Source organism: Pseudomonas sp. S2_A10, assembly GCF_054668465.1.
This window is the reverse complement of the sequence record NZ_CP162773.1, coordinates 3,152,159-3,177,116: the sequence shown is the minus strand read 5'-3', so window position 1 is coordinate 3,177,116 and position 24,958 is coordinate 3,152,159. Positions and strand designations below refer to the sequence as shown.

The following is a 24,958-nucleotide window of genomic DNA, read 5'->3' as shown; positions in this document are numbered from 1 at the left end:
GCGGACATTCAGTTGAACCGCAGTGATGGTTTTGGGGCCGCTGCGCAGCCCAACGGGGATAAATCCCCTCGCCACAGAAAGCTCTTGAGCATTTAAAAGAGGCCCCAATGAACAACGCTCTGAACCAGCTCCAGCCGTACCCGTTCGAAAAGCTCCGCGCCCTGCTTGGCACCGTGACCCCGAACCCGGACAAACGCCCGATCGCCCTGTCGATCGGCGAGCCGAAACACCGTTCGCCGAGCTTTGTCGCCGAAGCGCTGGCGAACAATCTGGATCAGATGGCGGTGTACCCGACCACCCTCGGCATTCCGGCCCTGCGCGAAGCCATCGCCGGTTGGTGCGAGCGTCGTTTTGGCGTGCCGAACGGCTGGATCGATCCGGCGCGCAACGTGCTGCCGGTCAACGGCACCCGTGAAGCGCTGTTCGCCTTCACCCAGACCGTGGTCAATCGTGGCGACGATGCGCTGGTGGTCAGCCCGAACCCGTTCTATCAGATCTACGAAGGCGCGGCGTTTCTCGCCGGGGCCAAGCCGCATTACCTGCCGTGCCTGGATGAAAACGGCTTCAACCCGGACTTCGACGCAGTAGCGCCGGAGATCTGGCAGCGCTGCCAGATCCTGTTCCTGTGCTCACCGGGCAACCCGACCGGCGCGCTGATTCCGGTTGAGACCTTGAAGAAGTTGATCGCCCTCGCCGATCAGTACGACTTCGTGATTGCCGCCGACGAGTGCTACAGCGAACTGTACTTCGACGAGCAAACCCCGCCGCCGGGCCTGCTGAGTGCTTGCGTCGAACTGGGCCGCAATGACTTCAAGCGCTGCGTGGTCTTTCACAGCCTGTCCAAGCGCTCCAACCTGCCAGGCCTGCGCTCAGGCTTTGTTGCCGGCGATGCCGACATCCTCAAGGGCTTCCTGCTCTATCGCACTTACCACGGCTGCGCGATGCCGGTACAGACTCAACTGGCCAGCGTTGCCGCGTGGAATGACGAAGTGCATGTGCGCGCCAACCGTGCGCTGTACCGGGAGAAGTTCGATGCGGTGCTGAACATCCTCTGCCCGGTGCTGGACGTACAGCGTCCGGACGGCAGCTTCTATCTGTGGCCGAATGTGCAGGGCGATGATGCGGCGTTCTGCCGCGATCTGTTCGAGCAGGAGCACGTGACCGTGGTGCCGGGCTCGTATCTGTCTCGTGATGTCGATGGCGTCAATCCTGGCGCCGGCCGTGTGCGTATGGCACTGGTTGCACCGCTGGCAGAATGCGTCGAAGCCGCCGAACGGATTCGTGACTTCATCACCCGCCAGAAGTGATCACGGAGCGCTTGCGGCAGTCCCCTGCTGCAAGCGCTCAAGCGGTTATTTGACCTGGCCCAGATTGGCCTCGCTCAAGTCCAGTTCGCCGAGCACTTCTCGCAACACGTCATCACCGATCTGGTGCTGACGACTGAGGCTGTAGAGTTCCAGACGTTGCGCGCGCAGCGCTTTCAAACGCAGGCGACGCTCAAGCAGATCCATCTGGAATGCCAGCGCCTGAGCCTCGGCAGAATCATTGAACACATCAAGTTGATGGCGATATTCGGACATGATCCGCGCCTTGAGCTCCGCCGCCAGCGCTGCTTGAGCGGCATCCTGTGGGACGACTTCTTCGCTTTCCAGCGAGTGAATCGCCGCTTCGGCCGTCTTGCGCCAGGCGTCGCGCACTTCCTGACGACGCTTGTCGTCGGGACTTTTGTCGATGCCGCGCAGCAGCAAGGGCAGCGCGATACAGGCCGAGATCAGCGACAGCAGAATCACCCCGGCAGCAATGAAGATCAGCAAGTCGCGCTCAGGAAAAGCCTCGGCGCCGATCAGCATCGGCACCGACATCACGCCTGCCAGCGTCACCGCCCCGCGCACACCGCCCACCGTCAGCAACCAGCAGGAACGCGCCGTCGGCACTTGGGTCAGCTCGCCCTTGCCGCGCAGTCGGCGCAGCAACACCGACAAGCGCCAGATGCTTTGCACCCAGATGAACCGCAGCAGCACCAGCGCCACGAAAATCGCCAATACATCGAGGCAGCGATAGAACAACGTCGGCCACAGCGTCGGCTCATGGCTGACCACGGCCTTGATGATGTCTGGCAATTGCAGGCCAAGCAGCAGGAAGATCAAGCCATTGAACGCAAATTCGAGCAGCGCCCAGACGCTGCGATTAAGCAATCGCGTGCTGGTCTGGCGCGGCAGCAGGTCGAGCCAGCTTTGCATCATCCCCGCCGCCACCGCCGAAAGAATGCCCGAAGCGCCCAGACGTTCAGCCAGTACGTAAGCGGCGAACGGCAGCAGCAACATGAACACCACATGAGTGGCCGGATCGTCCCAGCCACGGGCGATCATCCACGCGCGCAGGCGCCCGACCAGCCAGCTCAACGCTACACCCACAGCCAGGCCACCGAGCGCCACCGCGACGAAGGTCAGACTGGCATTGGTCAACGAGAACATTCCCGTGACCGCTGCAGCGAGGGCGAATTTGAAGGTCACCAGGCCTGAGGCGTCATTCATCAGCGCCTCGCCCTGAAGGATGTGCATCAGCGGCGTGGGGAGACGGTTCTGCGAAATCGCTGAAACCGCCACGGCGTCCGTCGGTGACAAAACCGCGGCAAGGGCGAAGGCCACTGGCAGCGGAATAGTTGGCAACAGCCAATGAATGAAATAACCGGCACCGACCACGGTGAACAGAACAAGGCCGACGGCCAGGGTCAGGATCGGTCCACGCAATTGCCAAAAGGCGCGTTTGGGCATGCGCCAGCCATCGGAAAACAGCAGCGGCGGCAGGAACAGAAAGAGGAACAATTCCGGGTCGAGGGCGACGTGCAGGCCAAGCGTCGGCCAGGCGAGCAAGGCACCGGCGGCGATTTGCACCAGCGGCAATGGCAGCGGGATAACCCGCCCGACCAAGCGCGAGACGCTGACCAGCATCAGCAGGATCAGGACGGTGTAAGCAGTTTGCATAAAACGGAAATCTCAGGCGATCGACAGCGTTGAACTGCCATATTAGCGCCTTAGGCTGTGGCTGACCGTTGCACCTATGTCGCACGACCGCAAGCGACACCCTTGTGGGAGCGAGCCTGCTCGCGAAAGCGGTCGTTCAGCACACAGAGATATTGATTGATGTGGCCTCTTCGCGAGCAGGCTCGCTCCCACAGGTTTTACAGCGTTACGACAACCGTGGCCGACGAAACCGTCCGGTCATGGCATAATCCGTCACCATTTTTTTCCAGCACCTGTAAAGGGGGCGATTCCTTGGCCGTTTCAAGTAAAACGTTGCACCTTTTCGGCATCAAGGCGTGCGACACCATGAAAAAGGCGCGCACCTGGCTCGATGAACACGCTGTCAGTTATGACTTTCACGATTACAAGACTGCCGGCATTGACCGTGAGCACCTGACCCAATGGTGCGACGAGCACGGCTGGCAAACCGTGCTGAACCGCGCCGGCACGACCTTTCGCAAACTCGACGACGAACGCAAAGCCGATCTCGACCAAGCGAAAGCCATCGAACTGATGCTCGCGCAACCCTCGATGATCAAGCGCCCGGTGCTCGATCTCGGTGACCGAACCCTGATTGGCTTCAAGCCAGATATCTACGCGGCCGCTCTGAAGTAAGCAGCCCGTCACTCTTTGTAGAGGTATTCACATGTCCAATTCCCTGTTCAGCATCGCCTTTGGTGTCGGCACCCAGAACCGTCAAGGCGCATGGCTGGAAGTGTTCTACGCACAACCACTGCTCAATCCTTCGGCCGAACTGGTCGCAGCGGTCGCGCCGATCCTCGGTTACACCGAAGGCAACCAGGCCATCACCTTCACCACCGCCCAGGCCGCGCAACTGGCTGAAGCCGTGAAAGGCATCGACGCTGTGCAAGGCAAGCTGCTGACTCGCCTGGCTGAAAGCCACAAGCCGTTGGTTGCCACGCTGCTGGCCGAAGACGCGCAACTGACCTCCACGCCTGAGGCCTACCTCAAGCTGCATCTGCTCTCGCACCGTCTGGTCAAGCCGCACGGCGTCAGCCTCGCCGGTATCTTCCCGCTGCTGCCGAACGTGGCGTGGACCAGCCAGGGCGCGATCGACCTGAGCGAACTGGCGGAAATGCAACTCGAAGCGCGTCTGCGCGGCGAACTGCTGGAAGTGTTCTCCGTGGACAAGTTCCCGAAGATGACCGACTACGTGGTACCGGCCGGCGTGCGTATCGCTGATGCCGCACGTCTGCGTCTGGGCGCCTACGTCGGCGAAGGCACCACCGTCATGCACGAAGGTTTCATCAACTTCAACGCCGGCACCGAAGGCCCGGGCATGATCGAAGGCCGCGTTTCCGCTGGCGTATTCGTCGGCAAGGGTTCGGACCTGGGCGGCGGTTGCTCGACCATGGGTACCCTGTCGGGCGGCGGCAACATCGTGATCAAGGTCGGTGAAGGCTGCCTGATCGGCGCCAACGCCGGTATCGGTATTCCGTTGGGCGACCGCAACACTGTGGAGTCGGGCCTGTACGTGACCGCTGGCACCAAGGTTGCGCTGCTCGACGAAAACAACAATCTGGTCAAGGTTGTGAAGGCGCGCGAGCTGGCTGGTCAGACTGATCTGCTGTTCCGTCGTAATTCGGAAACCGGTGCTGTGGAATGCAAGACCCACAAATCGGCGATCGAACTGAACGAAGCGCTGCACGCTCACAACTAAGCAGCACATCGACCTCCTGTGGGAGCGAGCCTGCTCGCGAAGCTTCTGGCGTCCTCAAGGACGCTGTCGCGAGCAGGCTCGCTCCCACAAGGTTTGGCGTACACCCCGCCCAATTTCACAGGGCTGAACCCATGATGATCCCCTCCCCGTGGCGCGCCGATTTCCCGGCCATCGCCGCGCTGCAACGGCAAGACCAGACCTATCTGGACAACGCCGCCACCACGCAAAAACCCCAGGCCCTGCTCGACGCACTGACGCATTACTACGCCAACGGCGCGGCCAATGTGCATCGTGCGCAACACCTTCCGGGTGCTCACGCGACACAAGCGTTCGAAGACAGCCGGCGCAAGGTTGGCCAGTGGCTGAATGCCGGTGACAGCGGGCAGATAATTTTCACGCACGGCGCCACCAGTGCCTTGAATCTGCTGGCTTACGGTCTTGAACATTTGTTCGAGCCGGGCGATGAGATTGTCATCAGCGCTCTGGAGCATCACGCCAACCTGTTGCCGTGGCAGCAACTGGCGCAACGCCGCAACCTGAAACTGGTGATCCTGCCGCTGGATGCCGACGGCCTGATCGACCTCGCCGCTGCCGTGCATCTGATCGGCCCGCGCACGCGTTTGCTGGCAGTCAGTCAGCTGTCCAACGTCCTTGGTGCCTGGCAACCGCTGACCGCTTTGCTCGGCATGGCCAAGGCGCAGAACGCGCTGACGGTAGTCGATGGCGCGCAAGGCGTGGTGCACGGCCGGCATGATGTGCAGGCGCTGGGTTGCGACTTCTATGTGTTTTCCAGCCACAAACTCTACGGCCCTGAGGGACTGGGCGTGCTGTTCGGACGCAACGCTGCGCTGGAGCAATTGCAGCCATGGCAGTTCGGCGGCGAGATGGTGCTGGACGCCAACTATCAGGATTCGCGCTTTCGCCCGGCGCCGTTGGGGTTCGAGGCTGGCACACCGCCAATCGCCAGTGTCATCGGCCTCGGAGCGACCCTCGACTACTTGGCCGGTTTGGATCAGGACGCCGTATCTGCCCATGAAGCGGCGCTGCACGACTATCTGTTGCGCGGCCTCGCCGCCCGCAATGGCATTCGCTTGCTCGGCAAGCCGCAATTGGCGCTGGCCAGTTTTGTCGTCGAAGGCGTGCACAACGCTGATCTGGCGCATCTGCTCACCGAACAAGGCATTGCCGTACGCGCGGGGCATCACTGCGCCATGCCGCTGATGAAAAGCTTCGAACTGGCTGGCGCGATTCGCGTGTCGCTGGCGCTGTATAACGACTCGGAAGATCTGGAGCGCTTTTTCGAGGCGCTGGATCAGGCGCTGGAGTTGTTGCGATGAGCCTGCCGGTGGAAGCGGCCGAAGCCCTGCAGACGTTTCACAATGCGGCGGGCTGGGAACAGCGCGCGCGACTGCTGATGCAGTTTGGTGATCGTCTGCCGGCGCTGGATGACGCGCAAAAGTGCGAGGCCAATCGGGTGCACGGCTGTGAAAGTCAGGTGTGGCTGGTCGGGGATTTGCGCGACGGGCACTGGCAGTTCAAGGCGAGCAGCGATGCGCGGATGATTCGCGGGTTGGTGGCGTTGCTGCTGTTGCGGGTCAATGGCTTGTCGGCGGTGGAGTTGCAGCAGGTGGATCTGCCGGAGTGGTTCAATCAGCTGGGACTGTCGCGGCAGTTGTCGCCTTCGCGCAGTAATGGCTTGAATGCGGTGCTCCAGCGGATGAATGAGTTGGCGCGCTAATCGCCTTCGCGAGCAGGCTCGCTCCCACAGTGGAAATGCATTTCCTGTGGGAGCGAGCCTGCTCGCGAAGAGGCCCTCATTAATACCTTCAGGCTTGAGGCTTGACCCGGTCCGCCGGGCGCCGAACACCAGCGACAATCTTGTCCACAGCCTTGGTCGCCGCGACCATGCCAAATGTCGCGGTAACCATCATCACCGCGCCAAACCCGCCGGCGCAGTCGAGCTTCACGCCGTCGCCGACAAAACTCTTCTGCAGACAAATGCTGCCATCCGGTTTCGGGTAGCGCAGCTGTTCGGTGGAAAACACACACGGCACGCTGTAGTGACGGGTCACGGTGCGGGAGAAGCCGTAGTCCCGGCGCAACGTCGAACGGACTTTCGAGGCCAGCGGATCGTTGAAGGTGCGGTTCAAGTCGCAAACCTGAATCAGCGTCGGGTCGATCTGCCCGCCCGCGCCGCCGGTGGTGATGATCTGGATCTTGCGGCGTTTGCACCAGGCGATCAGCGCCGCTTTGGCGTTCACCGCATCGATGCAGTCGATCACGCAGTCGATGTTCGGCGTGATGTATTCGGCCATGGTGTCGCGGGTGACGAAATCGGCCACGGCGTGCACCGTGCAATCGGGGTTGATCCCGCGCAGGCGCTCGGCCATCACCTCGACCTTGGGTTGGCCGACAGTGCTGTCCAAGGCGTGCAACTGACGGTTGGCATTACTGACGCAGACGTCGTCGAGGTCGAACAACGAAATCTCGCCCACCCCGCAACGGGCCATCGCTTCCGCCGCCCAGGAACCGACGCCACCGACGCCGACGATCGCCACATGGGCGGCGCGCAAGCGCTCCAGGCCCTCGATGCCATACAAACGGGCGATGCCTGCAAACCGCGGATCTTCTGTACTCATGACCATTACCCCAAAAACCGGCGCGCATTATAGGGCTACGCAGCGACAAGTTTTAAGCTGCAAGCGACAAGTGTAAGAACTTAAGTCAGAGACGGCTGCCCAATGTCAGGCATTTTCCCGTCAGTTGTACGACTGGTTAACCGCCGGTGTAGGATGCGCGCCCCTCGGGCGCCTATCCGACCGATCCTTCGTTCCACAGCCTTTGGAACCCGAAACAGCTATGTCATCGCGTAAATTTGGACTCAACCTGGTGGTGGTGCTGGCCATCGCTGCCTTGTTCACCGGTTTCTGGGCGCTGGTCAATCGCCCGGTCACGGCGCCGAACTGGCCGCAGCAAATCTCCGGCTTCTCGTATTCGCCATTCCAGCAAGGCCAATTCCCACAGAAGGATCAGTATCCGTCTGACGATGAAATGCGCCGTGATCTGGAAATCATGAGCAAGCTGACCGACAACATTCGTATCTATTCGGTCGACGGTTCGCTGGGAGACATCCCGAAACTGGCGGAGGAATTCGGCCTGCGTGTCACCCTCGGCATCTGGATCAGCCCGGACCAGGAACGCAACGAACGGGAAATTACCAAAGCCATCGAACTGGCCAACACCTCGCGCAGCGTCGTACGCGTGGTAGTCGGCAACGAGGCGCTGTTTCGTGAAGAAATCACCCCTGAGGCCTTGATCGTTCTGCTGGATCGGGTGCGCGCTGCGGTAAAAGTACCGGTGACCACTTCCGAGCAATGGCACATCTGGGAGAAATACCCGCAACTGGCCAAGCACGTGGATTTGATCGCCGCTCACGTCCTGCCCTACTGGGAATTCATTCCGGTGGACAAGGCCGGCCAGTTCGTCTTCGACCGCGCCCGCGATCTGAAAAAACTCTTTCCGAAAAAACCGCTGCTGCTGTCCGAGGTCGGCTGGCCGAGCAACGGTCGCATGCGCGGTGGCGCCGATGCCTCGCCGGCCGATCAGGCAATTTATCTGCGCACGCTGGTCAACAAGCTCAATCGCCAAGGCTTCAACTACTTCGTGATCGAAGCGTTTGACCAACCGTGGAAGGCCAGCGACGAAGGTTCGGTCGGCGCCTACTGGGGCGTGTTCAACGCCGCGCGTCAGCAGAAATTCAATTTCGAAGGCCCGGTGGTGGCGATTCCACAATGGCGCGTGCTGGCCATCGGCTCGGTGGTGCTGGCGCTGCTGTCGCTGACCCTGCTGATGATCGACGGCTCGGCCCTGCGCCAGCGCGGTCGTACGTTCCTGACGTTTATCGCGTTCCTCTGCGGCTCGGTGCTGGTGTACATCGGTTACGACTACAGCCAGCAATACAGCACGTGGTTCAGCCTCACGGTCGGATTCCTCCTCGCGCTCGGTGCGCTCGGGGTATTCATCGTCTTGCTCACCGAGGCCCATGAACTGGCCGAAGCGGTGTGGATTCACAAGCGCCGTCGGGAATTCCTGCCGGTGCTGGGCGATTCCGACTACCGGCCGAAAGTGTCGATCCACGTGCCCTGCTACAACGAGCCGCCAGAGATGGTCAAACAGACCCTCGATGCCTTGGCCGCGCTCGATTATCCGGATTTCGAAGTCCTGATCATCGACAACAACACCAAGGATCCGGCGGTGTGGGAACCGGTGCGTGACTACTGCGCAACCCTCGGCCCGCGCTTCAAGTTCTTCCACGTTTCGCCGCTGGCCGGTTTCAAGGGCGGCGCGCTGAATTACCTGATTCCGCACACCGCCAAGGATGCCGAAGTCATTGCCGTGATCGACTCCGATTACTGCGTGCACCCGAACTGGCTCAAGCACATGGTGCCGCACTTCGCCGACCCGAAAATCGCCGTGGTGCAGTCGCCGCAGGATTATCGCGACCAGAACGAAAGCACCTTCAAGAAGCTCTGCTACGCCGAATACAAAGGCTTCTTCCATATCGGCATGGTCACCCGCAACGACCGTGACGCGATCATTCAGCACGGCACCATGACCATGACCCGCCGCTCGGTGCTGGAAGAATTGGGCTGGGCTGACTGGTGCATCTGTGAAGACGCCGAACTCGGTTTGCGCGTGTTCGAGAAAGGCCTGTCGGCGGCGTATTACCACGACAGCTACGGCAAGGGCCTGATGCCGGATACCTTCATCGACTTCAAGAAACAGCGTTTCCGCTGGGCCTATGGCGCGATCCAGATCATCAAGCGCCACACCCGCAGCCTGCTGCGCGGCAAGGACACCGAACTGACCCGTGGTCAGCGCTATCACTTCCTCGCCGGTTGGCTGCCGTGGGTTGCCGATGGCATGAACATCTTCTTCACCGTTGGCGCGCTGTTGTGGTCGGCGGCGATGATCATCGTGCCGCAACGGGTCGATCCACCGTTGCTGATTTTCGCGATCCCGCCGCTGGCGCTGTTCGTGTTCAAGGTCGGCAAGATCATCTTCCTCTACCGTCGCGCCGTCGGCGTGAATCTGAAGGATGCGTTCTGCGCGGCGCTGGCCGGACTGGCGTTGTCGCACACCATCGCCAAGGCGGTGCTGTACGGTTTCTTCACCAGCAGCATTCCGTTTTTCCGCACGCCGAAAAACGCTGACAACCACGGTTTCTGGGTGGCGATCAGCGAGGCTCGCGAGGAGCTGTTCATCATGCTGTTGCTGTGGGGTGCGGCGCTGGGGATTTTCCTGGTGCAGGGCATTCCGAGCAATGACATGCGCTTCTGGGTAACCATGTTGCTGGTGCAGTCGCTGCCGTATCTGGCGGCGCTGATCATGGCGTTCCTGTCGTCGCTGCCCAAACCTGCGGCCAAGGCTGAGCCGGCACCGGTCGTCTAAATCCGCAACGCAGCACTAAACGGCGGCCAATGGTCGCCGTTTTGCTTTAAGATAACCGCCATTTTGCGGGGCTTGGCGTGATAACCGGTCTGACTGACCACCCCTGTCCCTTGTGGGAGCGAGCCTGCTCGCGAAGGCGTTGTAACATTCAACCTTTAAGGTGCCTGGTAGACCGCTTTCGCGAGCAGGCTCGCTCCCACATTAGAAGCCCAAGCTCACACCCCATGATCCCGGAGTTTTCCATGACGGCCCACGCCGACCTATCGCCGACCCTTCAACTGGCCATCGACCTGATCCGCCGTCCTTCCGTGACCCCGGTCGATGCCGACTGCCAGAAGCAGATGATGCAGCGCCTGGGCAATGCCGGTTTCGCCCTGGAGCCGATGCGCATCGAAGATGTGGATAACTTCTGGGCCACTCACGGCAACAACGACGGCCCGGTGCTGTGCTTCGCCGGTCACACCGACGTGGTGCCGACCGGTCCGGTTACCGCATGGCAGATCGATCCGTTCAATGCCGTGATCGACGAACATGGCATGCTCTGCGGCCGTGGCGCGGCAGACATGAAAGGCAGCCTGGCATCGATGACCGTCGCCGCTGAACGTTTCGTAGCCGACTATCCGAACCATAAAGGCAAGGTCGCTTTCCTGATCACCAGCGATGAAGAAGGCCCGGCGCATCACGGCACCAAGGCTGTGGTCGAACGTCTGGTCGCGCGCAACGAGCGTCTGGACTGGTGCATCGTTGGCGAGCCGTCGAGCACTACGCTGGTCGGCGATGTGGTGAAAAACGGCCGTCGCGGTTCCCTCGGCGCCAAGCTGACGGTCAAAGGCGTGCAGGGCCACGTGGCCTACCCGCATCTGGCGAAGAACCCGATCCACCTCGCCGCTCCGGCGCTGGCAGAGCTGGCCGCCGAGCACTGGGACCACGGTAACGACTTCTTCCCGCCGACCAGTTTCCAGATTTCCAACGTCAATTCCGGCACCGGCGCGACCAACGTGATCCCGGGTGATCTGGTGGCGGTGTTCAACTTCCGTTTCTCCACCGAATCGACCGTAGAAGGCCTGCAGAAGCGTGTGGCCGATATTCTCGACAAGCATGGTCTGGACTGGCACATCGACTGGGCGCTGTCCGGCCTGCCGTTCCTCACCGAACCGGGCGCGCTGCTCGATGCGGTATCGTCGAGCATCAAGGACATCACCGGTCGCGAGACCAAGGCGTCGACCAGCGGCGGCACCTCCGATGGCCGTTTCATCGCGACCATGGGCACGCAAGTGGTTGAACTGGGCCCGGTCAACGCGACTATCCATCAGGTCAACGAGCGCGTGCTGGCGGCGGATCTCGATGTGCTGACGGAAATCTATTACCAGACCCTGATCAAGTTGCTCGCCTGATGCTCGCGTGCCCGATCTGCAGTGAGCCGCTCAATGCGGTGGACAACGGCGTGGTCTGCCCCGCTGGGCATCGGTTCGACCGTGCGCGCCAGGGTTATCTGAACCTGTTGCCGGTGCAGCACAAGAACAGCCGCGACCCGGGCGACAATCAAGCGATGGTCGAGGCACGGCGTGATTTCCTCAACGCCGGGCATTACGCGCCAGTGGCAAAGCGTCTGGCTGAATTGGCGGCGAGTTATGCGCCGGAGCGCTGGGTCGATATCGGTTGTGGCGAGGGTTACTACACCGCGCAAATCGCCGAAGCGTTGCCCAATGCGGATGGCTATGCACTGGACATTTCCCGTGAAGCCGTCAAACGCGCCTGCAAGCGCAACCCGGCAATTACCTGGTTGATTGCCAGCATGGCCCGCGTGCCATTGGCTTCAGGCAGTTGCCAGTTTCTCGCCAGCGTCTTCAGTCCGTTGGATTGGGAGGAAGCCAAGCGTCTGCTCAGCGTCGGCGGTGGGCTGATGAAAGTCGGCCCGACACGTGGCCATCTGATGGAGTTGCGCGAACGCCTGTACGACGAAGTGCGCGAGTACACCGACGACAAGCACCTGGCCCTGGTGCCGGAAGGCATGGCGCTGGCGCACAGCGAAACCCTGGAATTCAAGCTGACCCTGGACAAGCCCGAGGACCGCGCCAACCTGTTGGCGATGACGCCTCACGGCTGGCGTGCCAGTGCCGAGCGTCGTGCGGCGGTGATCGAACAGGCCGAGCCGTTCGAGACCACTGTGTCGATGCGCTACGATTATTTCGTTCTTCAATAACTTTTGGTCTCGGGCACAGGCCCGGGGCCGGCTAAATCCGCGAATGGATTTTTCAGACCCGCAGTGAGGACATCCATGCGCCAACCGGACATCGAGATTTACCTGAAAGACGCCGACGTCGACCACAAGGCCATCGCCGCCTGGCTCGGCCAAGCGCTTGGCCCGTGCAGCGACTGGGTGCAGAAAGGCCAGACGTACAAGTGCAAGGCCGGCAACGTGCCGGTGACCTGGCTGCCGAAAGCCGTGGGCAAGTGGAACAGCCTGTTCCTGGAAAGCGACCAGACCCCTTGGGACGACGACATCGCCTGCGCCCGCGCAGCCTTTGCCGCGCTGAACGTCGAAGTGCGTTGCGCACCGGGGACGTGGGTCGAAGAAGAAGGTGAAGAAACCGCCGATCGCTGGATTCGCATCAGCGAAGACGGAGAAGAAGAGATCACCTGGAAGACCGTGTAATCAGGTCAACGTAGAGCCCATGTGGGAGCGAGCCTGCTCGTGAATGCGCAGTGTCAGTCGATATGAATGGTGACTGATACACCGCATTCGCGAGCAGGCTCGCTCCCACAGTGGTTTTGGCGTTCTGGAGGTTTGTGTTACAGGCCTACAACATCCTCAGCCTGCAACCCCTTCTCGCCGGTGATCACCGCATACTCGACCTGTTGACCTTCGGTCAGCGAGCGGTGCCCTTCGCCGCGTATCGCGCGGTAGTGCACGAACACGTCCACGCCGTCGTCGCGCTGGATAAAGCCGTAGCCTTTGGCGTCGTTGAACCACTTCACGTTGCCGGTTTCGCGTGTTGCCATCTGTTCATACTCCTTTTTTATTATTGAACGGGCTTTTCGCAGGAAAGCCTTAGAGGAACGTCAGCCTGCGTCCGACGTCCATGACAGGGCACCGGCAACAGAGCGCCGAGTATATGACAGGTGCGGAAACTCTCAACAGGAGATTACTTCGGCGCTTTTTTGCCGATTTTCGCCTAATACGGCAAACTGTCCGCCCCGAGCGCCTGCTCGGTTTTATCCACTCACGCAGAAGCCGTATGACCCGTTCCCCGTTCCGCCGTCTTGTGTTTGGCACCCTGCGCCGCCTGTTGTATCTCTGGGTTCGCTCCGAGACCATCAATCAGTCGTCGTTCACTCTTAACCTCGACCGCAGTCGTCCGGTGTTCTACGTCCTGCAAAACCCTTCGCTGACCGATCTGGCGGTGGTTGACACCGAGTGCACCAAGGCCGGTCTGCCACGCCCGGTGCTGGCGGTGTCGGTCGGTACGCTGATCGAACCTGCGGCGTTTTTTTATCTGACACCGGACCCGGACTGGCTCGGCCGCCAGGACAAACGCGGTGCGCCGCCGACTCTCACCCGCCTGGTCAGCGCGCTGACACAGAATGCTGCCGAAGACGCGCAGATCATTCCGGTCAGCGTGTTCTGGGGCCAGTCCCCGGACAGCGAAAACAGTCCGTGGAAACTGTTGTTCGCCGACAGCTGGGCAGTCACCGGACGCCTGCGCCGGCTGCTGAGCATCATCGTCCTCGGGCGTAAAACCCGCGTGCAGTTTTCCGCGCCGATCCACCTGCGCGAACTGATCGATCACAACAAGGGTCATGAGCGCACCGTGCGCATGGCCCAGCGCATCCTGCGCGTGCACTTCCGCAACTTGAAAGCCGCGGTGATCGGCCCGGACATTTCCCACCGGCGCAATCTGGTCAAAGGCCTGCTCAATCAGCCGCTGGTCAAACAGGCGATCCTCGACGAAGCCGAGCGCGAAAAAATCTCGCCGGAAAAGGCCAAGGCTCAGGCCCTGCGCTATGGCAACGAGATTGCTTCGGACTACACCTACACCGCGATCCGTTTTCTCGAAGTGGTGCTGAGCTGGTTCTGGAACAAGATCTACGACGGCATCAAGGTCAATCACATCGAAGGTGTGCAGAACGTCGCGCAGGGTCACGAAGTGATCTACGTGCCGTGCCACCGCAGCCACATCGACTACCTGCTGCTTTCCTATCTGCTGTTCCGCAACGGTCTGACCCCGCCGCACATCGCCGCCGGGATCAACCTGAACATGCCGGTGATCGGCAGCCTGCTGCGTCGCGGCGGTGCGTTCTTCATGCGCCGCACCTTCAAGGGCAATCCGCTGTACACCTCGGTGTTCAACGAATACCTGCACACGCTGTTCACCAAAGGTTTCCCGGTGGAGTATTTCGTCGAGGGCGGGCGCTCGCGCACCGGGCGCATGCTGCAACCGAAAACCGGCATGCTCGCGATCACCCTGCGCAGTTTCCTGCGTTCGTCGCGGATGCCGATCGTGTTCGTGCCGGTGTACATCGGATACGAGCGCGTGCTCGAAGGCCGCACCTACCTCGGTGAGCTGCGCGGCGCGAGCAAAAAGAAAGAGTCGATCTTCGATATTTTCAAAGTGATCGGCGCGCTCAAGCAGCGCTTCGGTCAGGTCGCGGTCAACTTCGGCGAGCCGATCAAACTGGCGGAATTCCTTGACGCCGAGCAACCGGACTGGCGCCAGCAGGAACTCGGCCCGCAATTCAAACCGGCGTGGCTCAACGAAACCACCAACCGCCTCGGCGAGAAAGTCGCCCGGCACCTCAACGAAGCGGCGGCGATCAATCCAGTGAATCTGGTAGCGCTGGCCCTGCTGTCGACCACGCGTCTGGCCCTGGATGATCGAGCCATGGCGCGGGTGCTTGACTTGTATCTCGCGCTGCTGCGCAAAGTCCCTTATTCGCCGCACACCACCTTGCCGGAAGGCGACGGCCGTGCGCTGATCGAGCATGTGAAAGACATGGATCTGCTCGCCGAGCAGAACGATGCGCTGGGCAAGATTCTGTATCTGGACGAGCAGAACGCGGTCCTGATGACTTACTACCGCAACAACGTCCTGCACATCTTCGCCCTGCCCTCGTTGCTCGCGAGTTTCTTCCAGAGCACCTCGCGCATGAGCCGCGAGCAGATCCTGCGCTACACCCGCGCGCTGTATCCGTACCTGCAATCGGAATTGTTCATCCGCTGGAGCCTGGACGAACTCGACGCGGTGATCGATCAGTGGCTGGAAGCGTTCGTCGAGCAGGGCCTGCTGCGTTTCGAGAAAGACGTTTACCTGCGCCCGGCACCGAGTTCGCGGCATTTCGTGCTGCTGACGCTGCTGTCGAAAAGCATCGCGCAGACCCTGCAGCGGTTCTACATGACCGTATCTTTGCTGCTCAACAGCGGCCAGAACAGCATCAGCGCCGAAGAGCTGGAAGACCTCTGCACAGTGATGGCCCAGCGCCTGTCGATCCTCCATGGCCTCAATGCGCCGGAGTTCTTCGACAAGAGCCTGTTCCGCCACTTCATCCAGACCCTGCTCGACCTCGACGTCCTGCGCCGCGACGAAGCCGGCAAGCTCAGCTACCACGAACTGCTCGGCGAGCTGGCCGAAGGCGCGGCCAAACGCGTATTGCCGGCGGAGATTCGCCTGTCGATCCGCCAGGTCGCGCTGCACCGCAGTGAAGATGCGGCGGATCAGATCACGCCACAGCCTGAGGCTTGAAGCCTTACCCCTGTGGGAGTGAGCCTGTCGCGAAGACGGAATGTCAGTCGCCATTTAGTTTGACTGATCCAGCGCTTTCGCGAGCAGGCTCGCTCCCACATTGAAAGGAGATTCACCCATGAAAAAACTGTTGACCCTCGCCGCCGCCACCCTGCTGAGCGCCTGCCAATCAACCACACCCGCCGGCAAGGCCAGCCTCGACGGCGAAGTCTTCTACCTGCAACGCATCGCCCTGCCCCCTAGCGCGACTCTGAGCGTGAGCCTGCAAGATGTGTCGCTGGCCGATGCACCCGCCATCGTCCTCGCCGAACAGAACGGCCCGATCAAAGGCCAGGTGCCGCTGCCGTTTCATTTGAGCTACGATCCGGCGCAGGTCAAATCCGGCCATCGTTATTCGATCAGCGCGCGCATTGAAGTCAACGGCGAGCTGATGTTCATCACCACCGAAAACCATGCCGTGCAACTCGACGGCAACGACCCGCAGCCGCTGAAAATCCGCGTCGACGCCGTTCGTTAATCCACTCGCCAAAGGAAGACGCCATGCGCCGCCCTACCCTTCGCTTCGCCGCCGCCTGCGCCGGCTTGCTGATCTCCGCCAACGCCCTGGCCCTGTCGCTCAGCGACCTGTCCCAGCAAGACGCCATCGGCGGCCTCAAGGACGCCCTGACCCAAGGCGCCCAGATCGCCGTGAAACAACTCGGCACCCCGGGCGGCTTCAGCAATAACCCCGAAGTGAAAATCGAACTGCCGGGCAAACTCGGCAAAGCCGCGAGCAAGATGAAAGCCTTCGGCATGGGGGCCCAGGTCGAAGAACTGGAAAACGCGATGAACAAAGCCGCCGAATCCGCCGTGACCCAGGCCCAGCCAATCCTCGTCGACGCGGTGAAGAAAATGAGCGTGGCCGACGCCAAAGGCATCCTCAGCGGCGGCAATGATTCGGCCACCCAATACCTGAACAAATCCAGCCGCGAACAGATCCGCGCGAAATTCCTGCCCATCGTCAAGCAAGCTACCGACAAGGTCGGCGTCGCGCAGAAGTACAACTCCTTCGCAGGCCAGGCCGCTGCGTTTGGCGTGGTGGACGCGAAGAGCGCCAATGTCGAGAACTACGTCACCGAGCAAGCGCTGAATGGCCTGTTCGAGATGATCGGCAAACAGGAAGAAACCATCCGCCAGAACCCGGCCGCTGCGGCGACGAGTCTGGCGAAGAAAGTGTTTGGTACGCTTTAAGTCGTTACAACATGGGGGCGATTCAATTCGCTCCCATGCTTGCCTCCACGTAAAGAACTACGTAAAAAAACACCCACTCCCGCCCCATCTTCCTTCTCTCAAAAAGCTGCAATTGGTCCAGCTCTTCCAGAATCGACGCCGCCTCGCTACCCGAGCAGGAAAAATTTTCCGCGACATTGCTCGCCGTAAACTCCTTCGCCTCCCCGCTTTTAGCCACCTGATAAACCGCGCGCTGCCGTTCCGTCAGTTGAGCAATTACGCCAGAGCTCGTCAGCCAGCGCTGAAAGTCCTGAGTGTCTGCCAGACTCTTGCGGTACACAGTTGTAAAACCGACCACGGCTCGCAAAACAACCGCGCATTGAAACTCGATGAAATAAGTCAGATCCAGCTCATCCGCCTCGGTGTGCAGGTAGGAGCGTCCGTATTTCACCGGTGCATTGCGCAGCAGCAGACTGATCGCAATGTAGCGAAACGCCGCGAACTCATGTTTGAACATGAACCAGTAAAACAAGGCTCTCGCGACCCGTCCGTTACCGTCGCGAAATGGATGTTCATAACCCATGGCGAAATGCAGCGTCACGGCCTTGGTCAGTGGATGCAGATAATTTTTGTCCAGAATCGAGGCAGCGGGCCGGTTGATCCAGGCGGACAGCCTCGCCAACCGCGCAACCAATCCTGCAGCAGGAGGTGGTCGGTGCACGGTGTTGCCTGAACCATCCTGAACAACCACCTCATCATTGGTCCGGAACAATCCGGGGGAATACTGCCCGTCATCGATCCCCACCACACCCACTCGATGGATCTCTGCAATCAGCTCAATGCTCAGAGGTTCATAACGCTTTTCCCAAGCGAAATTCATCATTCGATAATTACCCATGACCATGCGCTCATCTGGCGTCCGCGGCTGGCGCTGATGCTTGAGCATGTCCTTGGCTACGCGCGTGGTAGTCGCCGCGCCCTCCAACTGGCTACTGGCGATGGCTTCGTCTTCGATCAGGTCATTGAGCAGACAGGAGAAATGCGCCCGCTCGCCGATCTGACTGGTCATGTAATCCAGCGCGGCCGTACTGGCGTAACGATCCACCACAGCCAAGGTTTTCTGCGCCAACGGCGTTGGCACGTATTTTCCCCACTGCACCGGCTCGCCCAACGGCAACAAATGAATGTACTGGGCCGCCCGCGCCTTCTTCACCAACGCCCAACAAAGGTTCGCGTCCAACCCTGCCGCCCAGCGATAGCGCAACGCCTCGAATGGCAAGTAGCGCCCCTGATCATCGAGCGGCTTGAGCAGCGCCAGATAATCCGCAAGTCGTTGCTTGTGGGGCGAGCGGGCCAACAGGTCGAAAACAGGATCCGTTCTGCCGGCTAATGTCGGTGGTTTCTTCATCAGACAGACTCAAGGACTCGGAAAAGCAGAACCCGGAGTACAGCATTGGACGGCCAGCGCCTCAAGATCGGAGGACTCTGAAAAAGCTGTAGGAAGGCAGCGTGAATTGGCGATTCGAAATGAATTGGCTGTCAGACCGCCTTCGCGAGCAGGCTCGCTCCCACAGAAAAGCAAGCAGCGCAGCTACCTGCGGCGAAGCCGCCCCACTCAACAATGAGCGCAAGCTCGAGTGCTCTTGATCTTGATCTTGATCCACCGGCGACGTCGGAAGGCTGAGTGGAGGGATTGATCCGGGCGTGGGAGCGCAGCGACCGTCTGGCGCAGCCAGACACAGCGGAAGGAGGTGCAGCGAAGCAAACCGTAGCCGCTGCGCCCGAATCGATCCCGCAGCGAAGGAACCCGAGCCTGCGAGGGCCGAACGCAGGAGCAAGCCTTTTTGGGTACTTTTTCGGCGTCTGGAAAAAGTGCCTCGCCGTAAGGGCGAAACCGCCAGCCGCAACACCCACAGCAACGGATATACACCCAATACCCCAAAGTCATGGTCGGCCCGAAGGCCGCCACGACACAAAAACCTCAAGCCTCCTTACGCACCCGAAACCAGGCCGCATACAACGCCGGCAAAAACAACAGCGTCAGCGCCGTAGCCACAATCAGCCCGCCCATGATCGCCACCGCCATCGGCCCGAAAAACACACTGCGCGACAGCGGAATCATCGCCAGCACCGCCGCCAGCGCCGTCAACACAATCGGCCTGAAGCGCCGCACCGTCGCCTCGATAATCGCCTGCCAAGGCTTAAGCCCCGAAGCAATATCCTGCTCGATCTGATCGACCAGAATCACCGAATTGCGCATGATCATCCCGGACAATGCGATGGTCCCGAGCATCGCCACAAACCCGAACGGCTGCCGGAACACCATCAGAAACAGGGTCACCCCGATCAAGCCCAACGGCGCCGTCAGAAACACCATCGCCGTGCGCGAGAAACTGCGCAACTGCACCATCAGCAAGGTCAGCACCACGACAATGAACATCGGCACCCCGGCATTCACCGACTTCTGCCCGCGCTCGGAATCCTCCACCGTGCCGCCGACATCCAGCAGATAACCATCGGGTAATTCGGCGCGAATCGGGTCCAGCGTCGGCATGATCTGCTTGACCAGCGTCGCCGGTTGCTCCTTGCCGTAAATGTCGGCGCGCACCGTCACGTTCGGCAGCCGATTGCGGTGCCAGATGATGCCTTCCTCGAAGCCGTATTCCAGCGTGGCAATCTGCGACAACGCCACACTGCGACCGTTATCCGTCGGCACCGCCAGGCTCGGCAACAATGACAATTCAGTGCGTTCGTGCACGGTGCCGCGCAGTAGAATCTCGATCAATTCGTTGTCTTCGCGGTACTGGCTGACGGTCGAGCCGACCAGCGAACTCTGCAGGAATTTCGCCAGATTGGCGGTGCTCACACCGAGGGCGCGGGCGCGATCCTGGTCGATGTTCAGGTAGACAACTTTGCTCGGCTCCTCCCAGTCCAGATGCACGTTGACCACATGCGGATTCTCGCGAACCTTTGCCGCCACTTTGCGCGCCAACGCACGGACTTCTTCGATGTGTTCACCGGTAACGCGGAACTGCACCGGATAGCCAACCGGCGGGCCGTTTTCCAAACGGGTGACCCGCGAACGCAGGGCCGGGAACTGTTCGTTGAGGGTTTCGATCAACCAGCTGCGCAGCGCTTCACGCTCTTCGATGGTTTTTGCCAGCACCACGAACTGGGCAAAACTCGCCGCCGGCAGTTGCTGATCCAGCGGCAGGTAGAAACGCGGCGAGCCGGTGCCGACGTAGGCCACGTAATTGTCGATGCCGGCGTGCTCCTTGAGCAGCGCTTCGAGGCGTTTGACTTCGCTGGTGGTATTGGCCAGAGAAACGCCTTCGGCCAGTTTCAGATCGACCATCAACTCCAGCCGGTTCGAAGCCGGGAAGAACTGCTGCGGGACGAATCGGAACAGCATCACCGAGGCAATGAACAGGCCCACGGTCAGCACGATCACCGTCTTGCGATGCGCCACGCACCACTCCACCAGACGCCGGACGCGCTGATAAAACGGCGTCGCATAGGGGTCCGGCTGACCATCGCCTGTGCCGTGTTTCGCCGCATGAATTTTCGCCAGATCCGGCAGGAGTTTTTCCCCCAGATACGGCACGAACATGACCGCCGCCACCCATGAGGCGAGCAAGGCAATGGTCACCACCTGGAAAATCGAGCGGGTATATTCGCCGGTTCCGGACTGCGCAGTGGCAATCGGCAGGAAACCGGCGGCGGTGATCAACGTGCCGGTAAGCATCGGGAATGCAGTGCTGGTCCAGGCATAACTCGCCGCGCGAATGCGGTCAAAACCCTGCTCCATTTTGATCGCCATCATTTCCACGGCAATGATCGCATCGTCCACCAGCAGACCCAGCGCCAGCACCAGCGCACCGAGGGAAATCTTGTGCAGGCCGATGCCGAGGTAATACATGCAGGCGAAGGTCATCGCCAGCACCAGCGGAATGGTCAGCGCTACGACCATGCCAGTGCGCACGCCGAGGGAGAAGAAGCTCACCAGCAAGACGATCGCCAGCGCTTCGACCAACACCTGGACGAACTCGCCGACGCCGGTTTTTACCGCTGCCGGCTGATCGGACACCTTGCGCAACTGCATGCCGGCCGGGAGGTTTTTCTGGATCCGCGAGAACTCGCCCTCCAGCGCCTTGCCCAGCACCAGAATGTCGCCGCCATCCTTCATAGCCACGGCCAGACCGATCGCATCGTCGCCCATGAAACGCATGCGCGGCGCCGGTGGGTCGCTGAAACCGCGACGCACATCGGCGATATCGGAGATACGGAACGTACGATCGGCGACGCGGATCGGAAAGTTCTTTATCTCATCGACTGTCTGAAAATTCCCCGAGACGCGTAGCTGCAAGCGCTCGCTGCCGGTTTCGAAGAACCCCGCAGTGGACACCGCATTCTGTTCCTCCAGTGCCTGCTGCACCGCCGCCAGCGGCAAGCCGAGGGTGGCGAGTTTGACGTTGGACAGCTCGACCCAGATTTTCTCGTCCTGCAACCCAAGCAGTTCGACCTTGCCGACGTCCTTGACCCGTTGCAGCTGAATCTGGATGCGGTCGGCGTAATCCTTGAGCACGGCGTAGTCGAAACCGTCACCGGTCAATGCGTAGATATTGCCGAAGGTGGTGCCGAACTCATCGTTGAAGAACGGCCCTTGAATTCCCGGCGGCAAGGTCTGGCGGATATCGCCGACCTTCTTGCGCAACTGATACCAGAGATCGGGGATTTGCTTGGAGTGCATCGAGTCGCGGGCGATGAAGGTCACCTGGGATTCACCGGGGCGGGAGAACGACATGATGCGTTCGTACTCGCCGGTTTCCATCAGTTTCTTTTCGATCCGTTCAGTAACCTGGCGCGAGACTTCCTGCGCGGTCGCACCGGGCCAGCGGGTCTGGATGACCATCGCCTTGAAAGTGAACGGAGGGTCTTCGCTCTGGCCGAGTTTGGTGTAGGACAACGCGCCGACAACGGCGAGCAAAAGCATCAGGAACAGCACGATCTGGCGATTACGCAACGCCCATTCGGAGAGGTTGAAGCGCATTGGGGCTTACTCCTTGTTCGCCAGATTGACCACACGGTTGGAGCGATCCACCGGCCGCACCTGCTGGCCGTCGAGCAGCACATGAACGCCGGCAGCCACTACCCAGTCGCTGGCATTCAAGCCTTCGAGCACCGCCACGCTTTTCTCGCCGAACGGACCGACCCGCACCGGGGTTTTCTTCAACGTGTTGTTGCCGTTGACCACCCAGACGTAGGTCGCGCCGTTTTCAGCGGTCAGCGCGGAAAGCGGTATCGACAGCGAGACACTGTCAGCCGATTGCACAAACACCCGGGCGCTCTGCCCCAGTTCAGCCGGCACTTTGCCGCTGGTGAACGAGATACGCGCGGCAAAAGTGCGTGAGCGCGGGTCGGCGGACGGCGACAACTCGCGGATCTGCCCAGCGAAGCGTTGACTTTGCTGTGCCCACAATTCCACGGTAACCGGCTGACCAACCTTGAAGCGGCCGAAGCTTTGCTCCGGCAGGCTGATCAACACTTCGCGCTCACCATCGGTGGCGAGGGTGAACACGGTTTGCCCGGCAGCGACCACCTGACCGACTTCCACCGAACGCTTGGCCACCACACCGTCCTGTGGCGCACGCAGCACCGCGTAACTGGCCTGGTTGGTCGAAACGTTGAATTCAGCTTTGATTTGTTTAAGGCGGGCTTCGCCGGAGCGATATAGATTTTCGGCGTTGTCGTAGGCCGAGCGGCTGACCATCTGCCGATCCATCAGGGTTTTATAGCGATCTCGTTCGGCGCGGACCAGGTTCAGATTGGCCTCGGCGGCGGCGACCTGCGCGCGGGTGGCTTCCAGTTGCAGGCGCACATCCTGCGGATCAAGTTCGGCCAAGGGCTGATCGGCTTTGACGCGCTGGCCTTCGTCGACCAGTCGTCGGCTGACTTTACCGCCAATGCGGAACGCCAGATCAGGCTCATACCGGGCGCGAACCTCGCCCGGATAGCTTTCCATCGCCTGCGCCGAAGGCTCGGGCTGTACCACCATGGCCGGGCGTACGGTGACCTTGGTCACCTCTTCCTGACCGCACGCCGATAACAGGAACGCCAGACTGACTGGCACGGCAAAGGACAACGCATGGCGGAACATGGTGACGGACCTTTCGCGAATGAGGCTTGGAATATTTATACTGGCGGGTATGGTATTAATAGCAAACTCACCAGTCCAGTATTAAAAGCGAAGAATGTCGAACAATCTTTCAGCTCCAAACGGCCCGGGCCGCCCCAAGGATCTGGCCAAGCGCCAGGCGATCCTGGATGCGGCGAAAACCCTGTTTCTCTGCCATGGCTACGCCAACACCAGCATGGACGCGGTGGCCAGCGAGGCGGGCGTGTCGAAGCTGACGGTCTACAGCCATTTCAACGACAAGGAGACGCTGTTCTCCGCTGCCGTCGTCGCGAAATGCGAGGAACAATTGCCGCCGCTGTTCTTCGAATTGCCGGACGGCATCGCGGTGGAAAATGTATTGCTGAACATTGCCCGGGGCTTTCACCAACTGATCAACAGCGATGAATCAGTGAACCTGCACCGCCTGATCATGGCGCTGGGCAGTCAGGATCCGAAGCTGTCGCTGATCTTCTTCGAGGCCGGCCCAGAGCGCGTGGTCAACGGCATGGAAGGTCTGCTGGCGAAAATCCATGCAACCGGCGCGCTGAGCATCGACCAGCCACGCAACGCCGCCGAGCACTTCTTCTGCCTGATCAAAGGGGCGGGGAATTTTCGTTTGTTGTATGGCTGCGGCGAGCCGCTGACTGGAGAAGCAGCGGAGCGGCATGTGCGGGAGGTGGTGGGGTTGTTTATGCGGGCTTACAAACCCTGACAGTTTTGCGGTGCTTGTGCAGACCGCTTCGCGAGCAGGCTCGCTCCCACACTGGAATGCATTTCCTACTGTGGGAGCGAGCCTGCTCGCGAATGGGGCGACGCGGTCTCAGGGCTTCAGCGCTTTCTTCGGATAAATGTCATACCGGCTCGATTTGCCATCCAGCGCATGGCTCGGTTTCGTCCCTTCAATGCACGGCGCCTTGCGCGGGCGTTTGACTACCACCCGATGCGTGGCCAAGGCCAGCGCCGCTTCAAGCAGGGCCGGTGCATCCGGATCATCACCGACCAGCGGGCGGAACAGGCGCATTTCCTTTTTCACCAGCGCGGTTTTCTCGCGATGCGGGAACATCGGGTCGAGATAGATCACCTGCGGCGCCTCCCCTTCCCAACTGCGCATCACTTCGATGGAGTTGCCCTTAAGCAATTTCATCCGCGCCACGATCGGCGCCACGTCGAAATCTTCCGCCGCCCGCGCCAAGCCGTCCTCAAGCAGTGCGCCGATCAGCGGCTGACGCTCGATCAGGCTCATTTCACAACCGAGACTGGCCAGCACAAATGCATCCTTGCCCAAGCCCGCCGTGGCATCCAGCACGCGCGGGCGCACGCCTTGGGCGATGCCGACAGCCTTGGCAATCATCTGGCCGCTGCCGCCGCCATACAAACGACGATGCGCCGCGCCGCCTTCGACGAAGTCGACCCGCACCGGTCCAGGCGCATCCGGGCCAAGCTGCTGCAACTGCAAACCCTGCTCGCCGACCTGCAAGGCGAACTCACCCTCACCCTCGGCCTCGCCGAGCGGCAGGCCGAGACGTTCGGCCCAGTGTGCGGCTTGCGCTTGAAACGTCGGGGCGAGGGCCTGGACATGGATGCGGCAGGCCGCGGGTGACTCGATCATGAAAAAACGCTCAAAAAAGTTAAGGATCGACAAAAACCGCCGATAAACCATTCAACGCGCATTTTGCCA

At 60.8% G+C, this 24,958-nt stretch carries 20 protein-coding genes; 13 read left to right on the top strand and 7 right to left on the bottom strand.

Features of this window, described 5'->3' with window-relative positions; translation table 11 throughout:
- Positions 1-107: 107 nt before the first annotated feature.
- Positions 108-1,307, top strand: a complete 1,200-nt coding sequence (dapC, locus tag AB4N41_RS14210) for a succinyldiaminopimelate transaminase (RefSeq protein WP_252877521.1) — start codon at positions 108-110, stop codon at positions 1,305-1,307.
- A 45-nt stretch (positions 1,308-1,352) separates the two neighbouring features.
- Here dapC and AB4N41_RS14205 read toward each other — a convergent pair whose 3' ends face one another.
- Positions 1,353-2,984: a Na+/H+ antiporter gene (locus AB4N41_RS14205; RefSeq protein ID WP_252877520.1), complete on the bottom strand. Its 1,632-nt coding sequence runs from the start codon at positions 2,982-2,984 to the stop codon at positions 1,353-1,355.
- A 345-nt stretch (positions 2,985-3,329) separates the two neighbouring features.
- On the opposite strand from AB4N41_RS14205, the gene AB4N41_RS14200 reads away from it, so the two are divergent.
- The 4 genes from AB4N41_RS14200 (at position 3,330) to AB4N41_RS14185 (ending at position 6,442) form a co-directional block, all read left to right on the top strand.
- Positions 3,330-3,638, top strand: a complete 309-nt coding sequence (locus AB4N41_RS14200) for an arsenate reductase (protein WP_050977860.1) — start codon at positions 3,330-3,332, stop codon at positions 3,636-3,638.
- Between the two features lie 31 nt (positions 3,639-3,669).
- Positions 3,670-4,704 carry a 2,3,4,5-tetrahydropyridine-2,6-dicarboxylate N-succinyltransferase gene (gene dapD / locus AB4N41_RS14195; protein WP_041478134.1) on the top strand — a complete coding sequence of 345 codons (1,035 nt, stop codon included), beginning with the start codon at positions 3,670-3,672 and terminating at the stop codon, positions 4,702-4,704.
- 131 nt (positions 4,705-4,835) lie between these two features.
- Complete coding sequence (locus tag AB4N41_RS14190; protein ID WP_056783198.1) at positions 4,836-6,041, top strand: aminotransferase class V-fold PLP-dependent enzyme; 1,206 nt, start codon at positions 4,836-4,838, stop codon at positions 6,039-6,041.
- Positions 6,038-6,442, top strand: a complete 405-nt coding sequence (locus AB4N41_RS14185; protein WP_252877519.1) for a SufE family protein — start codon at positions 6,038-6,040, stop codon at positions 6,440-6,442. Before AB4N41_RS14190 ends, AB4N41_RS14185 begins: the two co-directional genes overlap by 4 nt.
- A gap of 88 nt (positions 6,443-6,530) precedes the next feature.
- Here the strand turns inward: AB4N41_RS14185 and tcdA are convergent, their stop codons facing one another.
- Complete coding sequence (tcdA, locus tag AB4N41_RS14180; protein WP_252877518.1) at positions 6,531-7,349, bottom strand: tRNA cyclic N6-threonylcarbamoyladenosine(37) synthase TcdA; 819 nt, start codon at positions 7,347-7,349, stop codon at positions 6,531-6,533.
- A gap of 214 nt (positions 7,350-7,563) precedes the next feature.
- On the opposite strand from tcdA, the gene AB4N41_RS14175 reads away from it, so the two are divergent.
- The 4 genes from AB4N41_RS14175 (at position 7,564) to AB4N41_RS14160 (ending at position 12,811) form a co-directional block, all read left to right on the top strand.
- Positions 7,564-10,155 carry a glycosyltransferase gene (locus tag AB4N41_RS14175; RefSeq protein WP_110645889.1) on the top strand — a complete coding sequence of 864 codons (2,592 nt, stop codon included), beginning with the start codon at positions 7,564-7,566 and terminating at the stop codon, positions 10,153-10,155.
- A 242-nt stretch (positions 10,156-10,397) separates the two neighbouring features.
- Positions 10,398-11,549, top strand: coding sequence for a succinyl-diaminopimelate desuccinylase (gene dapE, locus AB4N41_RS14170; RefSeq protein WP_252877517.1), 1,152 nt, complete (start codon positions 10,398-10,400; stop codon positions 11,547-11,549).
- Positions 11,549-12,358 carry a putative RNA methyltransferase gene (locus AB4N41_RS14165; RefSeq protein ID WP_056783191.1) on the top strand — a complete coding sequence of 270 codons (810 nt, stop codon included), beginning with the start codon at positions 11,549-11,551 and terminating at the stop codon, positions 12,356-12,358. The genes dapE and AB4N41_RS14165 overlap by 1 nt, the downstream gene beginning before the upstream one ends.
- A gap of 75 nt (positions 12,359-12,433) precedes the next feature.
- Entirely contained in the window at positions 12,434-12,811 is a 378-nt protein-coding gene (locus AB4N41_RS14160) for a hypothetical protein (protein WP_056783189.1), read from the top strand.
- 137 nt (positions 12,812-12,948) lie between these two features.
- Here AB4N41_RS14160 and AB4N41_RS14155 read toward each other — a convergent pair whose 3' ends face one another.
- Positions 12,949-13,158, bottom strand: coding sequence for a cold-shock protein (locus AB4N41_RS14155; RefSeq protein WP_016771489.1), 210 nt, complete (start codon positions 13,156-13,158; stop codon positions 12,949-12,951).
- Between the two features lie 236 nt (positions 13,159-13,394).
- Between AB4N41_RS14155 and plsB the strand changes: the two genes are divergently transcribed.
- The 3 genes from plsB to AB4N41_RS14140 all read left to right on the top strand — a co-directional run bounded on the left by plsB (position 13,395) and on the right by AB4N41_RS14140 (position 17,126).
- Positions 13,395-15,896 carry a glycerol-3-phosphate 1-O-acyltransferase PlsB gene (gene plsB, locus AB4N41_RS14150; RefSeq protein WP_252877516.1) on the top strand — a complete coding sequence of 834 codons (2,502 nt, stop codon included), beginning with the start codon at positions 13,395-13,397 and terminating at the stop codon, positions 15,894-15,896.
- Positions 15,897-16,014: 118 nt separating this feature from the next.
- Positions 16,015-16,413, top strand: a complete 399-nt coding sequence (locus tag AB4N41_RS14145; protein WP_252877515.1) for a YbaY family lipoprotein — start codon at positions 16,015-16,017, stop codon at positions 16,411-16,413.
- Between the two features lie 23 nt (positions 16,414-16,436).
- Positions 16,437-17,126, top strand: a complete 690-nt coding sequence (locus AB4N41_RS14140) for a DUF4197 domain-containing protein (protein ID WP_460137839.1) — start codon at positions 16,437-16,439, stop codon at positions 17,124-17,126.
- A 22-nt stretch (positions 17,127-17,148) separates the two neighbouring features.
- On the opposite strand, the gene AB4N41_RS14135 is transcribed toward AB4N41_RS14140, so the two are convergent.
- From AB4N41_RS14135 to AB4N41_RS14125, 3 genes are all read right to left on the bottom strand, one after another.
- On the bottom strand, positions 17,149-18,513 hold the full coding sequence (locus AB4N41_RS14135; RefSeq protein ID WP_252877514.1) for a Fic family protein: 1,365 nt from the start codon (positions 18,511-18,513) through the stop codon (positions 17,149-17,151).
- A 573-nt stretch (positions 18,514-19,086) separates the two neighbouring features.
- Positions 19,087-22,155, bottom strand: a complete 3,069-nt coding sequence (locus tag AB4N41_RS14130; protein WP_041478146.1) for an efflux RND transporter permease subunit — start codon at positions 22,153-22,155, stop codon at positions 19,087-19,089.
- Positions 22,156-22,161: 6 nt separating this feature from the next.
- Positions 22,162-23,262 (bottom strand): efflux RND transporter periplasmic adaptor subunit, encoded by a 1,101-nt coding sequence (locus AB4N41_RS14125; protein ID WP_252877513.1) that lies wholly within the window; start codon positions 23,260-23,262, stop codon positions 22,162-22,164.
- A gap of 94 nt (positions 23,263-23,356) precedes the next feature.
- Here AB4N41_RS14125 and AB4N41_RS14120 point away from each other — a divergent pair, with 94 nt between their 5' ends.
- Positions 23,357-23,992: a TetR/AcrR family transcriptional regulator gene (locus tag AB4N41_RS14120; RefSeq protein ID WP_024011757.1), complete on the top strand. Its 636-nt coding sequence runs from the start codon at positions 23,357-23,359 to the stop codon at positions 23,990-23,992.
- A gap of 108 nt (positions 23,993-24,100) precedes the next feature.
- Here AB4N41_RS14120 and AB4N41_RS14115 read toward each other — a convergent pair whose 3' ends face one another.
- Complete coding sequence (locus tag AB4N41_RS14115; RefSeq protein WP_406228373.1) at positions 24,101-24,889, bottom strand: class I SAM-dependent methyltransferase; 789 nt, start codon at positions 24,887-24,889, stop codon at positions 24,101-24,103.
- Positions 24,890-24,958: the final 69 nt, after the last annotated feature.

Excerpts from the sequence above, each read along its gene's own strand:
- AB4N41_RS14125 (WP_252877513.1), bottom strand. The coding sequence starts at position 23,262 with ATGTTCCGCCATGCGTTGTCCTTTGCCGTGCCAGTCAGTCTGGCGTTC.
- plsB (WP_252877516.1), top strand. The coding sequence starts at position 13,395 with ATGACCCGTTCCCCGTTCCGCCGTCTTGTGTTTGGCACCCTGCGCCGC.
- AB4N41_RS14175 (WP_110645889.1), top strand. The coding sequence starts at position 7,564 with ATGTCATCGCGTAAATTTGGACTCAACCTGGTGGTGGTGCTGGCCATC.
- AB4N41_RS14120 (WP_024011757.1), top strand. The coding sequence starts at position 23,357 with ATGTCGAACAATCTTTCAGCTCCAAACGGCCCGGGCCGCCCCAAGGAT.
- AB4N41_RS14130 (WP_041478146.1), bottom strand. The coding sequence starts at position 22,155 with ATGCGCTTCAACCTCTCCGAATGGGCGTTGCGTAATCGCCAGATCGTG.
- tcdA (WP_252877518.1), bottom strand. The coding sequence starts at position 7,349 with ATGGTCATGAGTACAGAAGATCCGCGGTTTGCAGGCATCGCCCGTTTG.
- AB4N41_RS14140 (WP_460137839.1), top strand. The coding sequence starts at position 16,437 with ATGCGCCGCCCTACCCTTCGCTTCGCCGCCGCCTGCGCCGGCTTGCTG.
- AB4N41_RS14115 (WP_406228373.1), bottom strand. The coding sequence starts at position 24,889 with ATGATCGAGTCACCCGCGGCCTGCCGCATCCATGTCCAGGCCCTCGCC.
- dapC (WP_252877521.1), top strand. The coding sequence starts at position 108 with ATGAACAACGCTCTGAACCAGCTCCAGCCGTACCCGTTCGAAAAGCTC.
- dapD (WP_041478134.1), top strand. The coding sequence starts at position 3,670 with ATGTCCAATTCCCTGTTCAGCATCGCCTTTGGTGTCGGCACCCAGAAC.
- AB4N41_RS14165 (WP_056783191.1), top strand. The coding sequence starts at position 11,549 with ATGCTCGCGTGCCCGATCTGCAGTGAGCCGCTCAATGCGGTGGACAAC.
- dapE (WP_252877517.1), top strand. The coding sequence starts at position 10,398 with ATGACGGCCCACGCCGACCTATCGCCGACCCTTCAACTGGCCATCGAC.
- AB4N41_RS14190 (WP_056783198.1), top strand. The coding sequence starts at position 4,836 with ATGATGATCCCCTCCCCGTGGCGCGCCGATTTCCCGGCCATCGCCGCG.
- AB4N41_RS14205 (WP_252877520.1), bottom strand. The coding sequence starts at position 2,984 with ATGCAAACTGCTTACACCGTCCTGATCCTGCTGATGCTGGTCAGCGTC.
- AB4N41_RS14200 (WP_050977860.1), top strand. The coding sequence starts at position 3,330 with ATGAAAAAGGCGCGCACCTGGCTCGATGAACACGCTGTCAGTTATGAC.
- AB4N41_RS14145 (WP_252877515.1), top strand. The coding sequence starts at position 16,015 with ATGAAAAAACTGTTGACCCTCGCCGCCGCCACCCTGCTGAGCGCCTGC.
- AB4N41_RS14155 (WP_016771489.1), bottom strand. The coding sequence starts at position 13,158 with ATGGCAACACGCGAAACCGGCAACGTGAAGTGGTTCAACGACGCCAAA.
- AB4N41_RS14160 (WP_056783189.1), top strand. The coding sequence starts at position 12,434 with ATGCGCCAACCGGACATCGAGATTTACCTGAAAGACGCCGACGTCGAC.
- AB4N41_RS14135 (WP_252877514.1), bottom strand. The coding sequence starts at position 18,513 with ATGAAGAAACCACCGACATTAGCCGGCAGAACGGATCCTGTTTTCGAC.
- AB4N41_RS14185 (WP_252877519.1), top strand. The coding sequence starts at position 6,038 with ATGAGCCTGCCGGTGGAAGCGGCCGAAGCCCTGCAGACGTTTCACAAT.